Genomic DNA, 15284 nt, shown 5'->3' with positions numbered 1-15284 from the left:
CGCAGAAAACCGTTCGCCCGGGTGATTACAGCACGCGCCCCAGCGCCTGACGCAGATGGGCACCGGCGCCAAGCAGGCCCGGCTGGTCGTGAGTAATCATATAGACCGGAATATCGACGAGGTAATCGCGGAAGCGACCTTTGTCTTCAAACGCCGCGCGGAAACCGGACGCTTTGAAGAAGTCGAGGAAGCGCGGCACGATGCCACCGGCGATGTACACGCCGCCAAAGGTCCCCAGGTTCAGCGCGAGGTTACCGCCAAACCGCCCCATGATGACGCAGAACAGCGTCAGCGCGCGGCGGCAGTCAATGCAGCTGTCCTGCAGCGCACGCTCGGTCACATCTTTAGGCTTGAGGTTTTCCGGCTCGCGCTGATCGGATTTCACAATCGCGCGATACAGGTTAACCAGCCCGGAACCCGACAGCACGCGCTCGGCAGAAACGTGACCCAGTTCGGCGCGCAGCACTTCGAGAATCGCGTCCTCTTCTTCGCTGTTTGGCGCGAAGTCAACGTGACCGCCCTCGCCCGGCAGGCTCACCCAGCGCTTATCAACGTGCACCAGATGGCTGACGCCAAGCCCGGTGCCGGCACCGTAAATGGCAATCGGCTTATCCTGCACCGGCGTTTTGCCACCGAACTGGATAACATCCTGCGCGGTCAGCATCGGAATCGCCATGGAAACCGCGGTGAAATCGTTGATGATTTCCAGCGTCGCAAAGCCCAGACTTTCCTTCATCTGACGCGTTGAGAAAGCCCAGTCGTGGTTGGTCATTTCCACCCAGTCGCCGGTAATCGGACAGGCGATGGCGATGCAGCCGTCGGTAATGTCCTGTTTTTGCTCATCCAGATAGTGACGGATAACTGCTTCAAGGTTGTCGTAGTCTGATGTTGAGAATGTTTTGGCCTGGGAGATGGCGCCGGTATCCACCTCACACAAGGCGAGACGAGCGTTAGTGCCGCCCACATCGCCGACCAGGGCGTATTTTGTCATTCTTCTGCTGCTCCGCTTGGGTCATAAACAAGTGCAGGACACTATAAAAGCCTGCCAATAAAACAACAACGCTCACCTTGCACGATGAGCGTTGTTCATTCAGTGCGACGCACAGCCTGACTGTCGCCAGCCCAACTGTACAGAGGCAACTGTCCTAAACTTTGTGGCTATTACGCTGGTGCAGCGCCGCCGTCACGGTACGCAGTAGCGGCGGCAGATCCTGTTTCTCCATCACCACTTCGATCAGTGACAGGCAACGCGCCTGGCTGAGCAGCGCCATCACGGCATCAAGCTGCGCCGTTTCACTGATGCGCCAGCTCTGAGCCGCACAATTCAGGCTCATCGCCTGCGGCAGCGCGGTCCAGTTCCACTGCGCGATATCGTTATAGCGCTGTTCCGCTCCATGGATCGCGCGTTCGACAGTGTATCCCTCATTATTCAGCAGAAAAATGATCGGGCTTAAGCCGTCGCGCTGGATCGATCCCAGTTCCTGAATGGTCAGCTGCGCCGATCCATCGCCAATGATCAGGATGACGCGACGGTCGGGCTGCGCGGTCTGAGCACCAAAGGTGGCGGGTAAAGTATAGCCAATAGAACCCCATAAAGGTTGTACCAGCAGCTGCGCATCATGCGGTAAACGCAGCGCGGCGGCACCAAACGCCGCCGTGCCCTGATCGGCAAGGATAATATCACCGGGCTGCAGGAAACGCTGCATCGCCTGCCAGAAAGCCTGCTGACTGATTATGGCGGCAGCAGCCGGCGGGGTATCGTCCGGCATGTCGGCCTCGCCGGTTGCCCAGTGTGCGCAGTGGCGCTGATAAACCGGCAGCAGCGCCGCCAGCGCCTGCGCCATAGTCAGCGGCGCGAAAGTTTCTCCGGCGACGCTGGCGTGAAACGGCTGCAGGTCGATCCGCTGCCGGGTCGGCAGCTGCTGGGTAAATCCGGCGGTCAGGGTGTCGGTGAAGCGCACGCCGACGCACAATGTGACATCGGTATCTTCAATCGCCGCGCGCACGGTTTCGCTGCTGCCCGCGGCGGCATAGGTGCCGACGAAGCCGGGCTGCTGCTCATCCAGCACGCCTTTGCCCATCAGAAGCGTGGCAGCCGGAATGGCGCGCAGCGCACGCAGCTCCGCCAGCGGCGCCTGCAGTTGCCAGCGGGCCGCGAGGAAATCGGCCAGCAGCGCCACGCGCCGCGCCGGAGCCAGCAGCCGTTCCGCCGCTGCGGCAAACGCCTGCGCCACGTCGCGGTTTTCAGCCACTGCCGGGCTGGTGCTGGCTGACGGCAGCGTCACCGTGGCGGCGGCGACATCCACCGCCAGCAGCAGATAGCCCGGACGATGCTGCTGCAGCGCGCTGTCGATGACCCGATCAATTTCCGCCACGGCGTTTTCCGCGGTCAGCACCGCGCTGGCGGCACTCACTTCCTGGGCCATACGCAGAAAATGACCAAAATCACCATCGCCGAGCGAGTGATGCACGCAGTCGCCCTGCTGCTGCGCGTGGCTGGCGGGAGCGCCGACAATGTGAATCACCGGCACGTATTCGGCGTAGCTGCCGGCAATGCCGTTGATTGCGCTGAGTTCACCGACGCCAAAAGTGGTCAGCAGCGCGGCCGCACCGTTGCAGCGACCGTAACCATCGGCGGCGTAAGCCGCATTCAGCTCATTGGCGCAGCCGACCCAGGTGATGCCGGGATGGTCAATCACGCTGTCGAGAAATTGCAGGTTGTAGTCGCCGGGTACGCCGAACAGATGGCGGATACCCGCCTGTTGCAAACGGTGCAGTAGATAGTCACCAACGTTGAGAGTGGTCATCGACAGCTCCTGTGAGGGGAATTATCAGGAGTATTAGCGATGTGGCTGAATTGGCGAGATTTTCACCATCGTTGCGCTGTCATCCTTGGCAAGCATTCGTTACGACGGCAGAAAATTCTGTAAGTTGCGATCTTTGCCGCGTTTCGGCGCAGTGTAAACGCATACACTGCTATGCTGATGCCACTTTCTCCCACCTGAGACAGGAACGCTGCATGAGCACTTTTCCCCATCCCGAGCGTTATCAACAGATGCAGTATCGCCGCTGCGGCCGCAGTGGCCTGAAGCTGCCGGCAATTTCGCTGGGTTTATGGCACAACTTTGGCGACAGCACGCGCGTCGACAACAGCCGTGCGCTGCTGCGCCACGCGTTCGATCGCGGTATCACCCATTTTGATCTGGCCAATAACTACGGGCCGCCGCCCGGCTCAGCGGAGAGCAATTTTGGCCGCATTCTGCGCGAAGATTTTCACGGCCTGCGCGACGAGCTGGTGATCTCCACTAAAGCGGGTTACACCATGTGGGACGGTCCGTACGGCGACTGGGGCTCACGCAAATACCTGATTTCCAGCCTCGATCAAAGCCTGAAGCGCATGGGGCTGGAGTATGTCGATATCTTTTATCACCATCGCCCGGACCCGGAAACGCCGCTGGAAGAGACCATGCGCGCGCTCGATCAGGTGGTGCGCCAGGGTAAAGCGCTGTACGCGGCGATCTCCAACTATCCGGCCGATAAAGCTGCCGCCGCCATCGCCATGCTGCGCGATCTCGGTACGCCCTGCCTGATCCACCAGCCGCGCTATTCAATGTTCGAACGCACGCCGGAACAGGGTTTGCTGGACGTGCTGGGCGATAACGGCGTTGGCTGTATTGCTTTCTCCCCGCTGGCCGGTGGCGTACTGACCGACCGCTATCTGCAGGGCATTCCGCAGGATTCACGCATCGCCAGCGGCAGCAAATTCCTTAACGAAAACCAGCTGACGCCAGAGAAGATGGCGAAGGTGCAGCAGCTGCAGGCCGTGGCGCAGCAGCGCGGGCAGAAGCTGGCACAAATGGCGCTGCGCTGGGTGCTGCGCGATGCGCGTGTCACGTCGGTGCTGATTGGCGCCAGTAAAACCGCGCAGATCGATGATGCCGTCGACATGCTGAGCCAGCCGGAACTGACGGCGGACGAGATCGCCGCCATTGAGCAAATTCTGGTGTAACCGCTTACCCGCCCGGACTTTTCCGGGCGCTGTCATCAGCACAAAACGCTGCGCATCCGTTCACTGGCACTTTTTCAGACTAAATCTCAAGGCGCAGCTGGTCCGATATGGCACACTAGCCTCACGGTAGCCTCGATGCGACCGATGAGGAGAAAGTATGAAACGTGCAATTTTGTTTGCCGCTTTGCTGGCAACGTTATCCCCTCTGGCACTGCACACAGCGGAAGCCAGTAGCGCCAGTATCAGTCTGGCACCCGGCGTCACGCTGCACCTCGGCGATCGCGACCGTCGCGGCTATTACTGGGACGGCGGTCGCTGGCGCGAACCGCGCTGGTGGCACGATCGCTATCAGTACAATGACCGTCGCTGGTGGCGTCACGAAGAGTGGAAACGCCACCGGGCGTGGGAGCGGGAACGCGAACATCGCTGGCATGAACGCGAACGCCGCGAACACTGGCGTCACGATCACCGGCATGACCGCCACGACCATCATCATCATCATTAAAAAAAATCCCGGCGCATCTGCAGCCGGGATTTTTTTCAGTCGATCGCTTACCAGCCGAGCGCTTCGCCCACCAGCAGATAGATATTCAGCGCCACCACCAGCACTACAATCAGACGCCCGGCGTATTGCATCAGGCGCGAGTTCACCAGTTCATCACCCATGATGTCACGGTTCCCGGTGAACGACAGCAGCGGAATCAGCGCCAGCGCAATACCGAAGCTCAGCAGCACCTGGCTCATCACCAGAATGCGCGTTGGATCCCAGCCGGCCCAGATAACAATAAAGGACGGCAGCATAGTGATGGTGCGACGGAACCACAGCGGGATGTGGAAGCGGATAAAGCCCTGCATCACCACCTGGCCAGCCAGCGTACCGACCACGGTAGAAGAGAGACCGGCCGCCACCAGACTCAGCCCGAACACAATCGCCGCCGCCTGACCCAGCAGTGGCTGCAGCGTCAGATAGGCCTGATCGAGATCGACGATGCTGGTGTGACCGCTGAAGTGAAACGCGGCCGCCGCAGTGGCCATCATCGCCAGGTTAACGAAACCGGCGATGGTCATGGCAATCGCCACGTCGAGCTTGGTGGAAGAGTAACGTTCCGCCTTGCTGCCTTTATTACCGTGCTGCGTCAGCGCCGAGTGCAGATAGATCACGTGCGGCATGATGGTCGCACCCAGCACGCCGGCCGCGAGGAACACCGCGTCTGAGGTCGGCAGGCTCGGCAGCGCCATGCCCACCACCAGATCGCTGACGCGCGGCTGCGAGAAGAACAGCTCAACGATATAGGCGGCAGCAACAAACAGCAGCAGCCCGCCAATCACCAGCTCCAGCGGCTTCTGGCCGCGGCTTTGCAGCATCAGGATCAGGAACGTGGCGATACCGGTCAGTACCGCGCCCTGCAGCAGCGAGATGCCGAGCAGCAGCTTAAAGCCGAGCGCGGCACCGATGAATTCGGCGAGGTCGGTGGCCATGGCGATAATTTCCGCCTGTACCCAGTAGAACCACACCGCCGGACGCGGGAAGCGATCGCGAATATGCTCGGCGAGATTTTTCCCGGTGGCAATGCCCAGCTTGGCGGACATCAGCTGGATTAGCATCGCCATGATGTTGGCCCATACCACCACCCACAGCAGTTTGTAGCCGTACGCGGCCCCTGCCTGAATGTTGGTGGCAAAGTTACCGGGATCGATATAACCAATGGCCGCGATGAAGGCCGGTCCCAGCAGCGCGAGCTTGATCTTTCTGGCTCCGCGAGCGGCGCGCTCGGCGGTGCGACTTTCTGACATAGTTTTGACCCTGTCCTAACGCTTGTCTGACCCATCCAGCTTACGGGGCATTCAAGGCAAGTGAAATTTGGTTATAGTTATCGCATTGATAGATGGTGCTATAAAGTATAGCCATTGCTATACCTCTAGGTAAAGTTAGCGCTTGCTAAAAATTATGCAACAGGTTTCACTCTACTCCCGGGTCAAATTATAGACAATCTCTTTGTGGATATTTCTGTGAGCAATTTGTAAACGGGTTGTGAGCGCTGAGACTAATCTGAGAAATAAGCGATACCGAATACTTATAATGTGGTTTTGATCTCGTTTTTAAGTAACGCGTTACATAGAATACGCAGCAAAATACAACCCTCCTCAAATTTGGAGCCGATATGTCCCATATTTTGCACTTCCTTTTAGCATTGGTGGTGGTAGCCGTGCTGGCGTTACTCGTCAGTCACGATCGTAAGAGTATCCGGATTCGCTATATCGTCCAGCTGCTGGTGATTGAAGTGCTGCTGGCGTGGTTCTTCCTTAACTCCGAAGCGGGCCTCGGTTTTGTTAAAGGTTTCGCCGGACTGTTTGATCATCTGCTCAAGTATGCTGCAGAAGGCACCAACTTCGTGTTCGGCAACATGAATGAAAAAGGCCTGGCCTTCTTCTTCCTCAATGTTTTGTGCCCTATCGTCTTCATTTCGGCTCTGATCGGTATTTTGCAGCATTTCCGTATTCTGCCATGGGTGATTCGCGCGATTGGTACCGTGCTGTCGAAGATCAATGGCATGGGTAAACTGGAATCCTTTAACGCCGTCAGCTCTCTGATTCTGGGACAGTCAGAAAACTTCATCGCCTATAAGGATATCCTCGGCAAAATGTCACAGCGCCGCATGTACACCATGGCGGCCACCGCAATGTCGACGGTGTCGATGTCGATTGTCGGTGCCTACATGACCATGCTGCAGCCAAAATACGTGGTAGCCGCGCTGGTGCTCAACATGTTCAGTACCTTCATTGTGCTGTCGCTGATTAACCCGTACCGCGTGGAGAGCGAAGAAGACCTGCAGCTGCAGGACCTGCACAAAGGTCAGAGCTTCTTTGAGATGCTGGGTGAATACATCCTGGCCGGTTTCAAGGTGGCGATTATCGTTGCGGCGATGCTGATTGGTTTTATCGCGCTGATCTCCGGCCTCAACGCGCTGTTTGACACCATCTTCGGCATCAGCTTCCAGGGCGTGCTCGGCTATGTGTTCTATCCGTTTGCCTGGGTAATGGGCGTGCCATCCAGCGAAGCGCTGCAGGTGGGCAGCATCATGGCGACCAAGCTGGTTTCTAACGAATTCGTCGCGATGATGGATCTGCAGAAAATCGCCGGTCAGCTGTCGCCGCATGCGGAAGGCATTCTGTCGGTGTTCCTGGTCTCCTTCGCCAACTTCTCCTCAATCGGGATTGTGGCGGGCGCGATCAAAGGTCTGCATGAAGAGCAGGGTAACGTGGTATCACGTTTCGGCCTGAAACTGCTATACGGCTCTACGCTGGTGAGCGTGCTCTCCGCCGCTATCGCCGGCCTGGTGCTGGGCTTCTGATGTAAAGGGCGGGCTGCGGCTCGCCCTTCTCTTCTTTTATATACCTAAGCGTTATATCCCGCGCCAGTCAGCCTGTCACCGCGTCACGCCCTGCTTCACCGTTTCCCGCAAACCCTTTGCACAATATCGAATTTCCGTTGTTGCCATCTGCGCCCGTAGCTTTTCTTTCTGACCTTACCTCAGGAGAATCGCATGAGCATTCAGTTCCTCGGCATGATTGGCCACCGGCTTGCCTCAGAAATCATCCCCGCGTCCGGCACGTTATTCGATAAAGACTACATTGCCCGCTTTGCCCGCGCCCATGAAGCGGCCGGTTTCGATCGCATCCTTGTCGGCTACTGGTCCGATCAACCCGATGGCTTCCTGGTCACCGCTCACGCAGCGGCGCATACGCAAAAGATTAAATTCCTGCTGGCGCACCGTCCGGGATTTGTCGCGCCCACGCTGGCGGCTCGCAAGCTGGCTTCGCTCGACCATCTCACCGACGGCCGCCTGGCCGTGCATATTATTAGCGGCGGCAGCGACAGCGAACAGCGCCGCGACGGTGATTTTCTCAGCAAGGCTGAACGCTATGCCCGCACCGACGAATTTCTCAGCGTGCTGAAACAGAGCCTGGAATCGCCACAGCCTTACGATCATCAGGGCCGGTTTTACCAGGCCGAACAGGCTTTCTCTGCCATTAAACCGCTGCAACATAAGCTGCCGATCTATTTCGGCGGATCGTCACAGGAAGCGATTGACGTGGCGGCGCGGCATGCCGATGTCTTCGCGCTGTGGGGCGAACCGTTAAAAGGCGCGGCCGAGACGGTACGTAACGTGCGTGCGGCAGCCGCCGCGCAGGGGCGCCAGATTGCGTTTAACATCTCATTCCGGCCTATTCTGGGTAATACCGAAAAAGAAGCCTGGGAGCGCGCCGAACACATCCGCGCCACCGCAGAGAAGCAGCTGGCGGAGACCGGCTATACCTTTGGTTTGCCGAAGCCGCAGAGTGTCGGTGCGCAGCGTCTGCTGGCGGCGGCGCATGAGAGCGATCGCCACGACAAAGTGCTGTGGACCGGCGTAGCAAAACTGGTGCAGGGCGGCTACAACTCCACCGCGCTGGTCGGCACGCCGGATCAGGTTTCTGAGGCGCTGCTCGATTACTATCGCCTCGGCATTCATAGCGTGTTAATCCGCGGGTTTGATCCGCTGAATGACGCGGTGGAATACGGCCGTGAACTGCTGCCGCTGACGCGTGAAAAAGTGGCTGCGCTCAGCGCCACTGAAAAAAGGAGCGCCTGATGCGTCTTGTCGCTCTGTTTGCCGGTGTTGTGCTGGCCCTCGCGTCACTTCAGCCGCTGCTGGCGGCCGATAAAGTCACGCTGCGCCTCGGCGATGTTAAAGGCGATCGTTTTGCCGCCCTGAAAGCCTCGGGCGAACTGAATAATCTGCCTTACGATCTTAAGCTCACCGCCTTTGACTCCGGCGCGCCGGTGCAGGAAGCGCTCAATGCCGGAGCGCTCGACGTTGGCTTTACCGGCGATTTGCCGTTTCTGTTTGTCTATGCGGCAGGCGCGCCGGTGAAAGCCGTGGGAGCCTGGCAGAATAACCCGGACAGCATTGCCCTGCTGACCCGCCCCGACGCCGGCATTCACCGGCTGCAGGATTTGAAAGGTAAGCAGATCGCGGTCAACCGCGGCGGCTGGGGACATTATCTGCTGCTGGGTCTGCTGGAGCGCGCTGGCCTGACGCCGCAGGATGTCACGCTGCGCTTCCTCGGACCGGTGGATGGCCGCGCGGCGCTGACGTCCGGTGCGGTCGCGGCCTGGGCACCGTGGGAGCCTTATATCGCTACCTCGACCGCCATCGACGGCACGGTGCGCGTGCCGGACGGCGGCGGTAAAGGCATTATGTCCGGTTACTCCTACGCGCTGGCCCGTAATGAAGCGTTGCAGGACGCCGGCAAGCGGGAAGCAATTGCCGACCTGCTGGCGCGCCTGGCGAGGGCGCAAATCTGGGCGCAACACCATCCGCAGGAATTCGCCGGCGTGCTGAGCCAAACCCTGAATATGCCCACCGCAATAACTCGCAGCTGGATTGACGATGCGCGCATTCGCCCGCTGGTGTTTGACACGCACCTGATTGCCACGCTGCAGAAATCCGCCGATTTTTTCCATCGTTACCAGGTGTTGCCGAAACAGGTTGATGTCAGCCAGGCGTTTGACTTCAGCCTGTCCGCCGCCGCTAACCGCATCGCCCGACACGCGCCGGGAGACAAATCATGAGTGATTATCAGCACCATCGCCTGCGCACCTTCGTCGCCCGGCTGGCCACCCTGCTCAACAGCCAGCCGGATGAAGCGACCATTTTGCGGCAGGGCAGCGGCTGGCTGGCCGAACTGATTCGCCACGATGACTGGCTGGATGAGGCGTTTACCCAGCCTCATCCGCAGCACTATCAGCAATATCTGCTGTATGCCGATGCGCAGCAGCGCTTTTCCGTGGTGAGTTTTGTCTGGGGGCCGGGTCAGCAGACACCGATTCACGATCACCGCGTCTGGGGCCTGATTGGCATGCTGCGCGGCGCCGAGATTTCACAATCGTGGCAGCCGGGCCCGCACGGTTTACAGGCGGAAAGTGCGCCGGTGCGGCTGGAACCCGGCAGCGTGGAGGCAGTGTCGCCGACGATCGGTGATATCCACCGTGTCAGCAACGCATATGACGATCGCGTCTCTGTCAGTATCCACGTGTATGGCGCCAATATCGGCGCGGTTGAGCGCGCGGTTTACACCGCCGACGGCCACGCAAAGCGCTTCATTTCCGGTTACAGCAACCGTTATCTACCTAACATTTGGGACCTTTCACATGACTAAACCGGTTTTCCCGTTTCGCCAGGCGGCGGAACTGCTGACAGCGCTGCGCCAGCAACAGGAAGTGGCGATCATTGACGTGCGCGATGAGGCGCTGTATGCCACCGGCCATCCGCTGTTTGCGGTCAACATTCCGCTGTCAAAGCTGGAGCTGGAGCTGCTGGACCGCATTCCCCAGCGTCACACCGCCATTACGCTGTATGACAACGGCGAAGGCCTGGCGCAGACCGCCGCGGAACGTATCGCCGCGCTGGGTTATCAGCAGGTCACGTTACTGGCCGATGATTTAGCCGGCTGGCAGGCGGCTGGTGGCGAGCTGTTTATCGATGTCAATTCACCCAGCAAAGCGTTTGGTGAACTGGTAGAACATCATGCCCGCACGCCTTCGCTCTCCGCCGATGAGGTACAGGCGCTGATTAGCAATAATGCCGACGTGGTGGTGCTGGATGCGCGACGCTTCGATGAATATCACACCATGAGCATTCCGGGCGCCACCAGCGTACCGGGCGGCGAACTGGTGCTGCGCGTGCGCGATTTAGCCCCCTCACCGCGCACCACGGTGATTGTGAATTGCGCCGGACGCACGCGCAGCATTATTGGCACGCAGTCGCTGATCAATGCCGGTGTTCGTAATCCGGTATTCGCGCTGCGCAACGGCACCATTGGCTGGACGCTGGCCGGTCATGCGCTGGAGCATGGGCAGAGCCGCCGCTATGGCAACACCAGCGAAACCGCGCAACGTCAGGCCGCGAGCCAGGCCCGCGCCATTGCCGATCGCGCCGGCGTGACACGCATTTCTCTGGCGACGCTGACGCGCTGGCAGCAGGAAGCACGCACCACCTACCTGTTTGATGTGCGTGATGCCGAAGAGTACGCCGCCGGTCACCTGCCGGGCAGCCGTCACGTGGCGGGCGGCCAGCTGGTACAGGAAACCGATCACTACGCCAGCGTGCGCGGTGCGCGTATCGTGCTGGTGGATGATGATGGTGTCCGCGCCAATATGGCCGGCTCCTGGCTGGCGCAGCTTGGCTGGCAGGTGGCGGTGCCTGACGCGTTGCAGGCCAGCGATTTTAGCGCTGTCGGTAGCTGGCAGCCGCAGGTCGCGCCGGTTGCTGCGCCGGAATCGGTCTCCCCCGCGCAGCTGGCCGAGTGGCTGGCTGCTGGCGATACGCAGGTGCTGGATTTCACCACGCTCGCCAATTACCGCAACAGCCATATTCCCGGTGCGGCCTGGCTGCTGCGTTCCACCCTGCAGCAGCAGGGCAAGGCATTACTGCCCGATGCAGGCCGCTATGTGCTGACCTGCGGCAGCAGCCTGCTGGCCAGCTATGCTGTGGAGCAAATTGCCACGCTGACCGGCAAACCGGTTCAGGTGCTGGCAGGAGGCAATGCAGCCTGGCGCGCCGCCGGTCTGCCCACTGAACAGGGCGAGCAACACCTGCTCTCGCCGCCCATCGATCGTTATCGCCGCCCGTACGAAGGCACCGATATTGAACCGGACGTGATGCAGGCCTATCTCGACTGGGAATATGGTCTGGTGGCGCAACTGGATCGCGACGGCACTCACGGATTTCGCGTGCTGCAACAGCAGCCACAGGCCGTGACGGTTTAACACGGAAAGGCGCTGCAGGTCAGCGCCATTGCGCGCAGCCAGTCGGCGAATGCAACGTCACACTGTGCAAACGGGCAGTGTTATTATCGGGTTGTGAATATGTTTGTTCTGAACGAACAGAGAATTGGTGGAGATAAGCGGGATCGAACCGCTGACCTCTTGCATGCCATGCAAGCGCTCTCCCAGCTGAGCTATACCCCCACATCTGGAAATCGTTTTTTCAGTGCAAACCGTTGGGAGCGGTTTGGTGGAGCTAAGCGGGATCGAACCGCTGACCTCTTGCATGCCATGCAAGCGCTCTCCCAGCTGAGCTATAGCCCCGTACCGAAAAAACCGCCGAGTTACCTCGACGGACGGCATAATATGAGACCGCTGTTTGAGTGTCAACGGCAAATTCTCGTTCTGCGTGCGATCGCTGAAAAAGGCGGCAACCCTGTGTCGCCGTGGCTTTTTTTTCAGCGCAGCGCGCGCTCGTCATCCCTGTCCTCAGCCATTATCTTAACGCCGCCTCAACGGTGCCCTACGCCGAGGTTAACTTTAGGTTAAAGATGTTAGCGCCAGGCTTGTTTTCGTTAATGGTGCGTGTAAAACTTAGCGCGCTAATTAACCGGTTAGCCATCCAGGGTAATCACTCACTAACCGGCCAGCACGTCCTCCTTGTTTAATAATAGAAAAGTGAACTATGTCGCTGCATACACCCAAAGAGATCGCGCAACTGGCGATTCAGGCCGGCGTGGCTAAAAGCCGTCTGCCGGTTTCCACCTTATTAATTCTTGGCTTCATGGCTGGCGCGTTTATCGCCACCGGCTTCCTGCTCGATCTGCACGTTATTAACCAGCTGCCTGCTGAATGGGGCTCGTTTGCCGGCTTCCTCGGTGCGGCGGTATTCCCGGTCGGGCTGATTCTGACCGTACTGGCGGGCGGCGAACTGCTGACCGGCAACATGATGACCCTGCCCATTGCCTGGTTCGCGCGCCGCATTAGCGGTTTCAGCGTGCTGCGTAACTGGTTTTGGGTCACCATCGCCAATTTTATTGGCAGCGTTGCGGTAGCATGGTTCTTTGGCCATCTGCTCGGCATGACCGAAGGCGACTATCTGAAGAAAACCGTGGCGATCGCGCATGCCAAAGTGAATGCGGATTTCATGCACGCGTTCATCTCTGGCATCGGCTGTAACTGGCTGGTGTGCCTGGCGGTGTGGCTGGCCTTCGCCAGTAAAGACATGGTCGGCAAAATCTTCGGCATGTGGTTCCCGGTGATGGCCTTCGTGGCAATCGGTTTCCAGCACGTGGTGGCCAACATGTTTATCGTGCCTGCCGCAATTTTCGCCGGGCAGATGAGCTGGGCAGAATTTGCACCGAACGTGGTTGCGGTGTTTTTAGGGAACGGTGTGGGCGGTGCGATCTTTGTTGGCCTCACCTATTTCCTCGCCTTCCGTCCGGCACAAGCGGCGGTCAGCGAAGCGCAGTAAACCGATTTTGCCTTTTGTCGCACAGCAAAAGGCATTTTCTGCCTTGATTACTTTTCCCCGTAACGTTTTGTTGTAATATGTAGAGCTAATGTATTTAACAGGGACAGCATCGTGAAAAAGGAATGGCTCACTCCCGAAGAGCTCGCGCTGGAAACGGGCTACAGTCGGCAGACGGTGAATAAATGGATCAAGCGTGAAAACTGGACGACCACGCCCAAGCCCGGTGTACAGGGCGGTAAGGCGCGATTAATCCACATTGATGAGCGTGTAAAAAGCTTTATTCAGTCCACCCGCCATGCAAACGAACCGGCGGCGAATTACGGCGCTCAGCAAAATACGTTACCTGCGTTATTAATAAATTCTGTCCAGCAAATGACGGCCACCGAACAGGAACAACTGGCGGCGCTGTTATTGCGGGAAGGGATCAGGGGCGTGTTACAGCGGTTGGGAATCCAGGAAGAATAGAAAAGCCGGAAGCAGTGAGATGCTTCCGGCTTTTTTGTTGCCTGCCTTATCACAGCAGCCTGACAGGCCGCTGTTCAATGCAATCAGGCCTGTGCTTCACGCTCCGCGATGAACGCCAGCGCTTTTTCGATACGCGCCACGCTGCGGCTGCGGCCGATGGCTTCCACCGTGACGTCCAGCCCAGGCGACTGACCGGCGCCGGTTACGGCAACGCGCAGCGGCATACCGACTTTGCCCATGCCGAGCTCAAGTTCATCCGCAGCAGCCTGAATGGCGTGATGCACGTTTGCCGCATTCCAGTCGCTGTCGCTGATGGCCGCCAGCTTGTCGCGCACCACTTCCAGCGGCTGACGCGCCACCGGACGCAGATGCTTTTTCGCTGCGTCCGCATCAAAGGCGTCAAACTCTTCATAGAAGTAGCGGCAGGACGCGGCGATTTCGACCAGCGTTTTGCAGCGCTCACCCAGCAGCGTCACCAGCTTCGCCAGCTCCGGTCCGGTGCGGGTATCGATATTCTGCTGCTCAATGTGCCACTGCAGCTGGGTCGCGACATATTCTGGCGGCAGCGTATTAATGTAGTGATGGTTGAGCCACTGCAGTTTCTCGGTGTTGAAGGCGCTGGCCGATTTGCTCACCGCATCAAGGGTGAACAGTTCGGTCATTTCCGGCACGCTGAAAATCTCCTGATCGCCATGCGACCAGCCGAGGCGCACCAGATAATTAAGCAGCGCTTCCGGCAGATAGCCGTCGTCGCGATACTGCATGACGCCCACCGCGCCGTGACGCTTGGACAGCTTTTTACCGTCATCGCCGAGGATCATGGATACGTGCGCGTAGGTCGGCACTTCCGCCCCAATCGCTTTCAGGATATTGATCTGACGCGGCGTGTTGTTGATATGGTCTTCACCACGGATGACGTGGGTGATGCCCATGTCCCAGTCGTCGACCACCACGCAGAAGTTGTAGGTCGGTGAACCGTCTGTGCGGCGGATGATCAGATCATCCAGCTCCTGGTTGCTGAATTCAATCGGGCCACGGATCTGATCGTCAAAAATCACCGAACCGTCCTGCGGGTTGCGGAAGCGCACCACGCACGGCTCATCGGCAGCATGATGTTCATGGCTGTCGCGGCAGCGGCCGTCATAACGTGGCTTCTCGCCTTTTTCCATCTGCTCTTCACGCAGCGCGTCCAGACGCTCTTTCGAGCAATAGCATTTATAAGCAGTACCGGCTTCCAGCATTTCGTCGATAACGTCGTTGTAACGGTCGAAGCGTTTGGTCTGGTAGTACGGGCCCTCATCCCAGTCGAGATTCAGCCAGTTCATCCCATCCATGATGGCTTCGATCGCTTCCGGCGTGGAACGCTCCAGGTCGGTATCTTCGATGCGCAGGACGAATTCGCCCTGGTTATGGCGAGCATAAAGCCATGAGTAAAGCGCAGTACGCGCACCACCGACGTGCAGGTAGCCCGTCGGGCTGGGTGCGAAGCGAGTTTTGATTTTCATTCAGCATTGCCTTAAATGCGC

General features: G+C 58.8%; 13 protein-coding genes and 2 tRNA genes. 9 read left to right on the top strand and 6 right to left on the bottom strand.

The annotated features are described in order from the left end of the window. Window positions 1-25 precede the first annotated feature (25 nt). Together glk and MXF20_RS09755 are read right to left on the bottom strand one after the other, a co-directional pair. Complete coding sequence (glk, locus tag MXF20_RS09760; protein ID WP_325969058.1) at window positions 26-991, bottom strand: glucokinase; 966 nt, start codon at window positions 989-991, stop codon at window positions 26-28. A gap of 154 nt (window positions 992-1145) precedes the next feature. After that, window positions 1146-2807: an alpha-keto acid decarboxylase family protein gene (locus MXF20_RS09755; RefSeq protein ID WP_325969057.1), complete on the bottom strand. Its 1662-nt coding sequence runs from the start codon at window positions 2805-2807 to the stop codon at window positions 1146-1148. 212 nt (window positions 2808-3019) lie between these two features. Here MXF20_RS09755 and mgrA point away from each other — a divergent pair, with 212 nt between their 5' ends. Both mgrA and MXF20_RS09745 read left to right on the top strand, forming a co-directional pair. After that, on the top strand, window positions 3020-4009 hold the full coding sequence (gene mgrA, locus MXF20_RS09750) for an L-glyceraldehyde 3-phosphate reductase (protein ID WP_325969055.1): 990 nt from the start codon (window positions 3020-3022) through the stop codon (window positions 4007-4009). Between the two features lie 157 nt (window positions 4010-4166). Further along, window positions 4167-4514: a DUF2502 domain-containing protein gene (locus tag MXF20_RS09745; RefSeq protein WP_325969054.1), complete on the top strand. Its 348-nt coding sequence runs from the start codon at window positions 4167-4169 to the stop codon at window positions 4512-4514. A gap of 47 nt (window positions 4515-4561) precedes the next feature. Here the strand turns inward: MXF20_RS09745 and MXF20_RS09740 are convergent, their stop codons facing one another. Beyond that, window positions 4562-5803, bottom strand: coding sequence for an Nramp family divalent metal transporter (locus MXF20_RS09740; RefSeq protein ID WP_325969053.1), 1242 nt, complete (start codon window positions 5801-5803; stop codon window positions 4562-4564). A gap of 368 nt (window positions 5804-6171) precedes the next feature. Between MXF20_RS09740 and MXF20_RS09735 the strand changes: the two genes are divergently transcribed. From MXF20_RS09735 to MXF20_RS09715, 5 genes are all read left to right on the top strand, one after another. Further along, entirely contained in the window at window positions 6172-7362 is a 1191-nt protein-coding gene (locus tag MXF20_RS09735; RefSeq protein ID WP_141496629.1) for a NupC/NupG family nucleoside CNT transporter, read from the top strand. Window positions 7363-7554: 192 nt separating this feature from the next. After that, window positions 7555-8643, top strand: coding sequence for an LLM class flavin-dependent oxidoreductase (locus MXF20_RS09730; protein ID WP_132464870.1), 1089 nt, complete (start codon window positions 7555-7557; stop codon window positions 8641-8643). After that, window positions 8643-9626, top strand: coding sequence for an ABC transporter substrate-binding protein (locus tag MXF20_RS09725; protein ID WP_325969052.1), 984 nt, complete (start codon window positions 8643-8645; stop codon window positions 9624-9626). Before MXF20_RS09730 ends, MXF20_RS09725 begins: the two co-directional genes overlap by 1 nt. Further along, on the top strand, window positions 9623-10213 hold the full coding sequence (locus tag MXF20_RS09720; protein ID WP_325969051.1) for a cysteine dioxygenase: 591 nt from the start codon (window positions 9623-9625) through the stop codon (window positions 10211-10213). Before MXF20_RS09725 ends, MXF20_RS09720 begins: the two co-directional genes overlap by 4 nt. After that, window positions 10206-11822, top strand: a complete 1617-nt coding sequence (locus tag MXF20_RS09715; RefSeq protein ID WP_325969049.1) for a rhodanese homology domain-containing protein — start codon at window positions 10206-10208, stop codon at window positions 11820-11822. The genes MXF20_RS09720 and MXF20_RS09715 overlap by 8 nt, the downstream gene beginning before the upstream one ends. 125 nt (window positions 11823-11947) lie before the next feature. Here the strand turns inward: MXF20_RS09715 and MXF20_RS09710 are convergent. Together MXF20_RS09710 and MXF20_RS09705 are read right to left on the bottom strand one after the other, a co-directional pair. Beyond that, a tRNA-Ala gene (locus tag MXF20_RS09710) sits at window positions 11948-12023 on the bottom strand. A 44-nt stretch (window positions 12024-12067) separates the two neighbouring features. Further along, window positions 12068-12143: transfer RNA gene (locus MXF20_RS09705), tRNA-Ala, on the bottom strand. Between the two features lie 361 nt (window positions 12144-12504). Between MXF20_RS09705 and MXF20_RS09700 the strand changes: the two genes are divergently transcribed. Beyond that, on the top strand, window positions 12505-13293 hold the full coding sequence (locus MXF20_RS09700) for a formate/nitrite transporter family protein (RefSeq protein WP_021508241.1): 789 nt from the start codon (window positions 12505-12507) through the stop codon (window positions 13291-13293). Window positions 13294-13404: 111 nt separating this feature from the next. Then, complete coding sequence (locus MXF20_RS09695; protein WP_058758359.1) at window positions 13405-13758, top strand: YfeC-like transcriptional regulator; 354 nt, start codon at window positions 13405-13407, stop codon at window positions 13756-13758. A gap of 83 nt (window positions 13759-13841) precedes the next feature. Here MXF20_RS09695 and gltX read toward each other — a convergent pair whose 3' ends face one another. Next, window positions 13842-15263: a glutamate--tRNA ligase gene (gltX, locus tag MXF20_RS09690; RefSeq protein WP_325969047.1), complete on the bottom strand. Its 1422-nt coding sequence runs from the start codon at window positions 15261-15263 to the stop codon at window positions 13842-13844. Window positions 15264-15284 lie beyond the last annotated feature (21 nt).

The organism is Pantoea dispersa (assembly GCF_035783935.1).
Taxonomy (GTDB): domain Bacteria; phylum Pseudomonadota; class Gammaproteobacteria; order Enterobacterales; family Enterobacteriaceae; genus Pantoea; species Pantoea dispersa_C.
The sequence above is the reverse complement of the archived record's forward strand: the minus strand, read 5'-3'. Positions and strand labels throughout refer to the sequence as shown.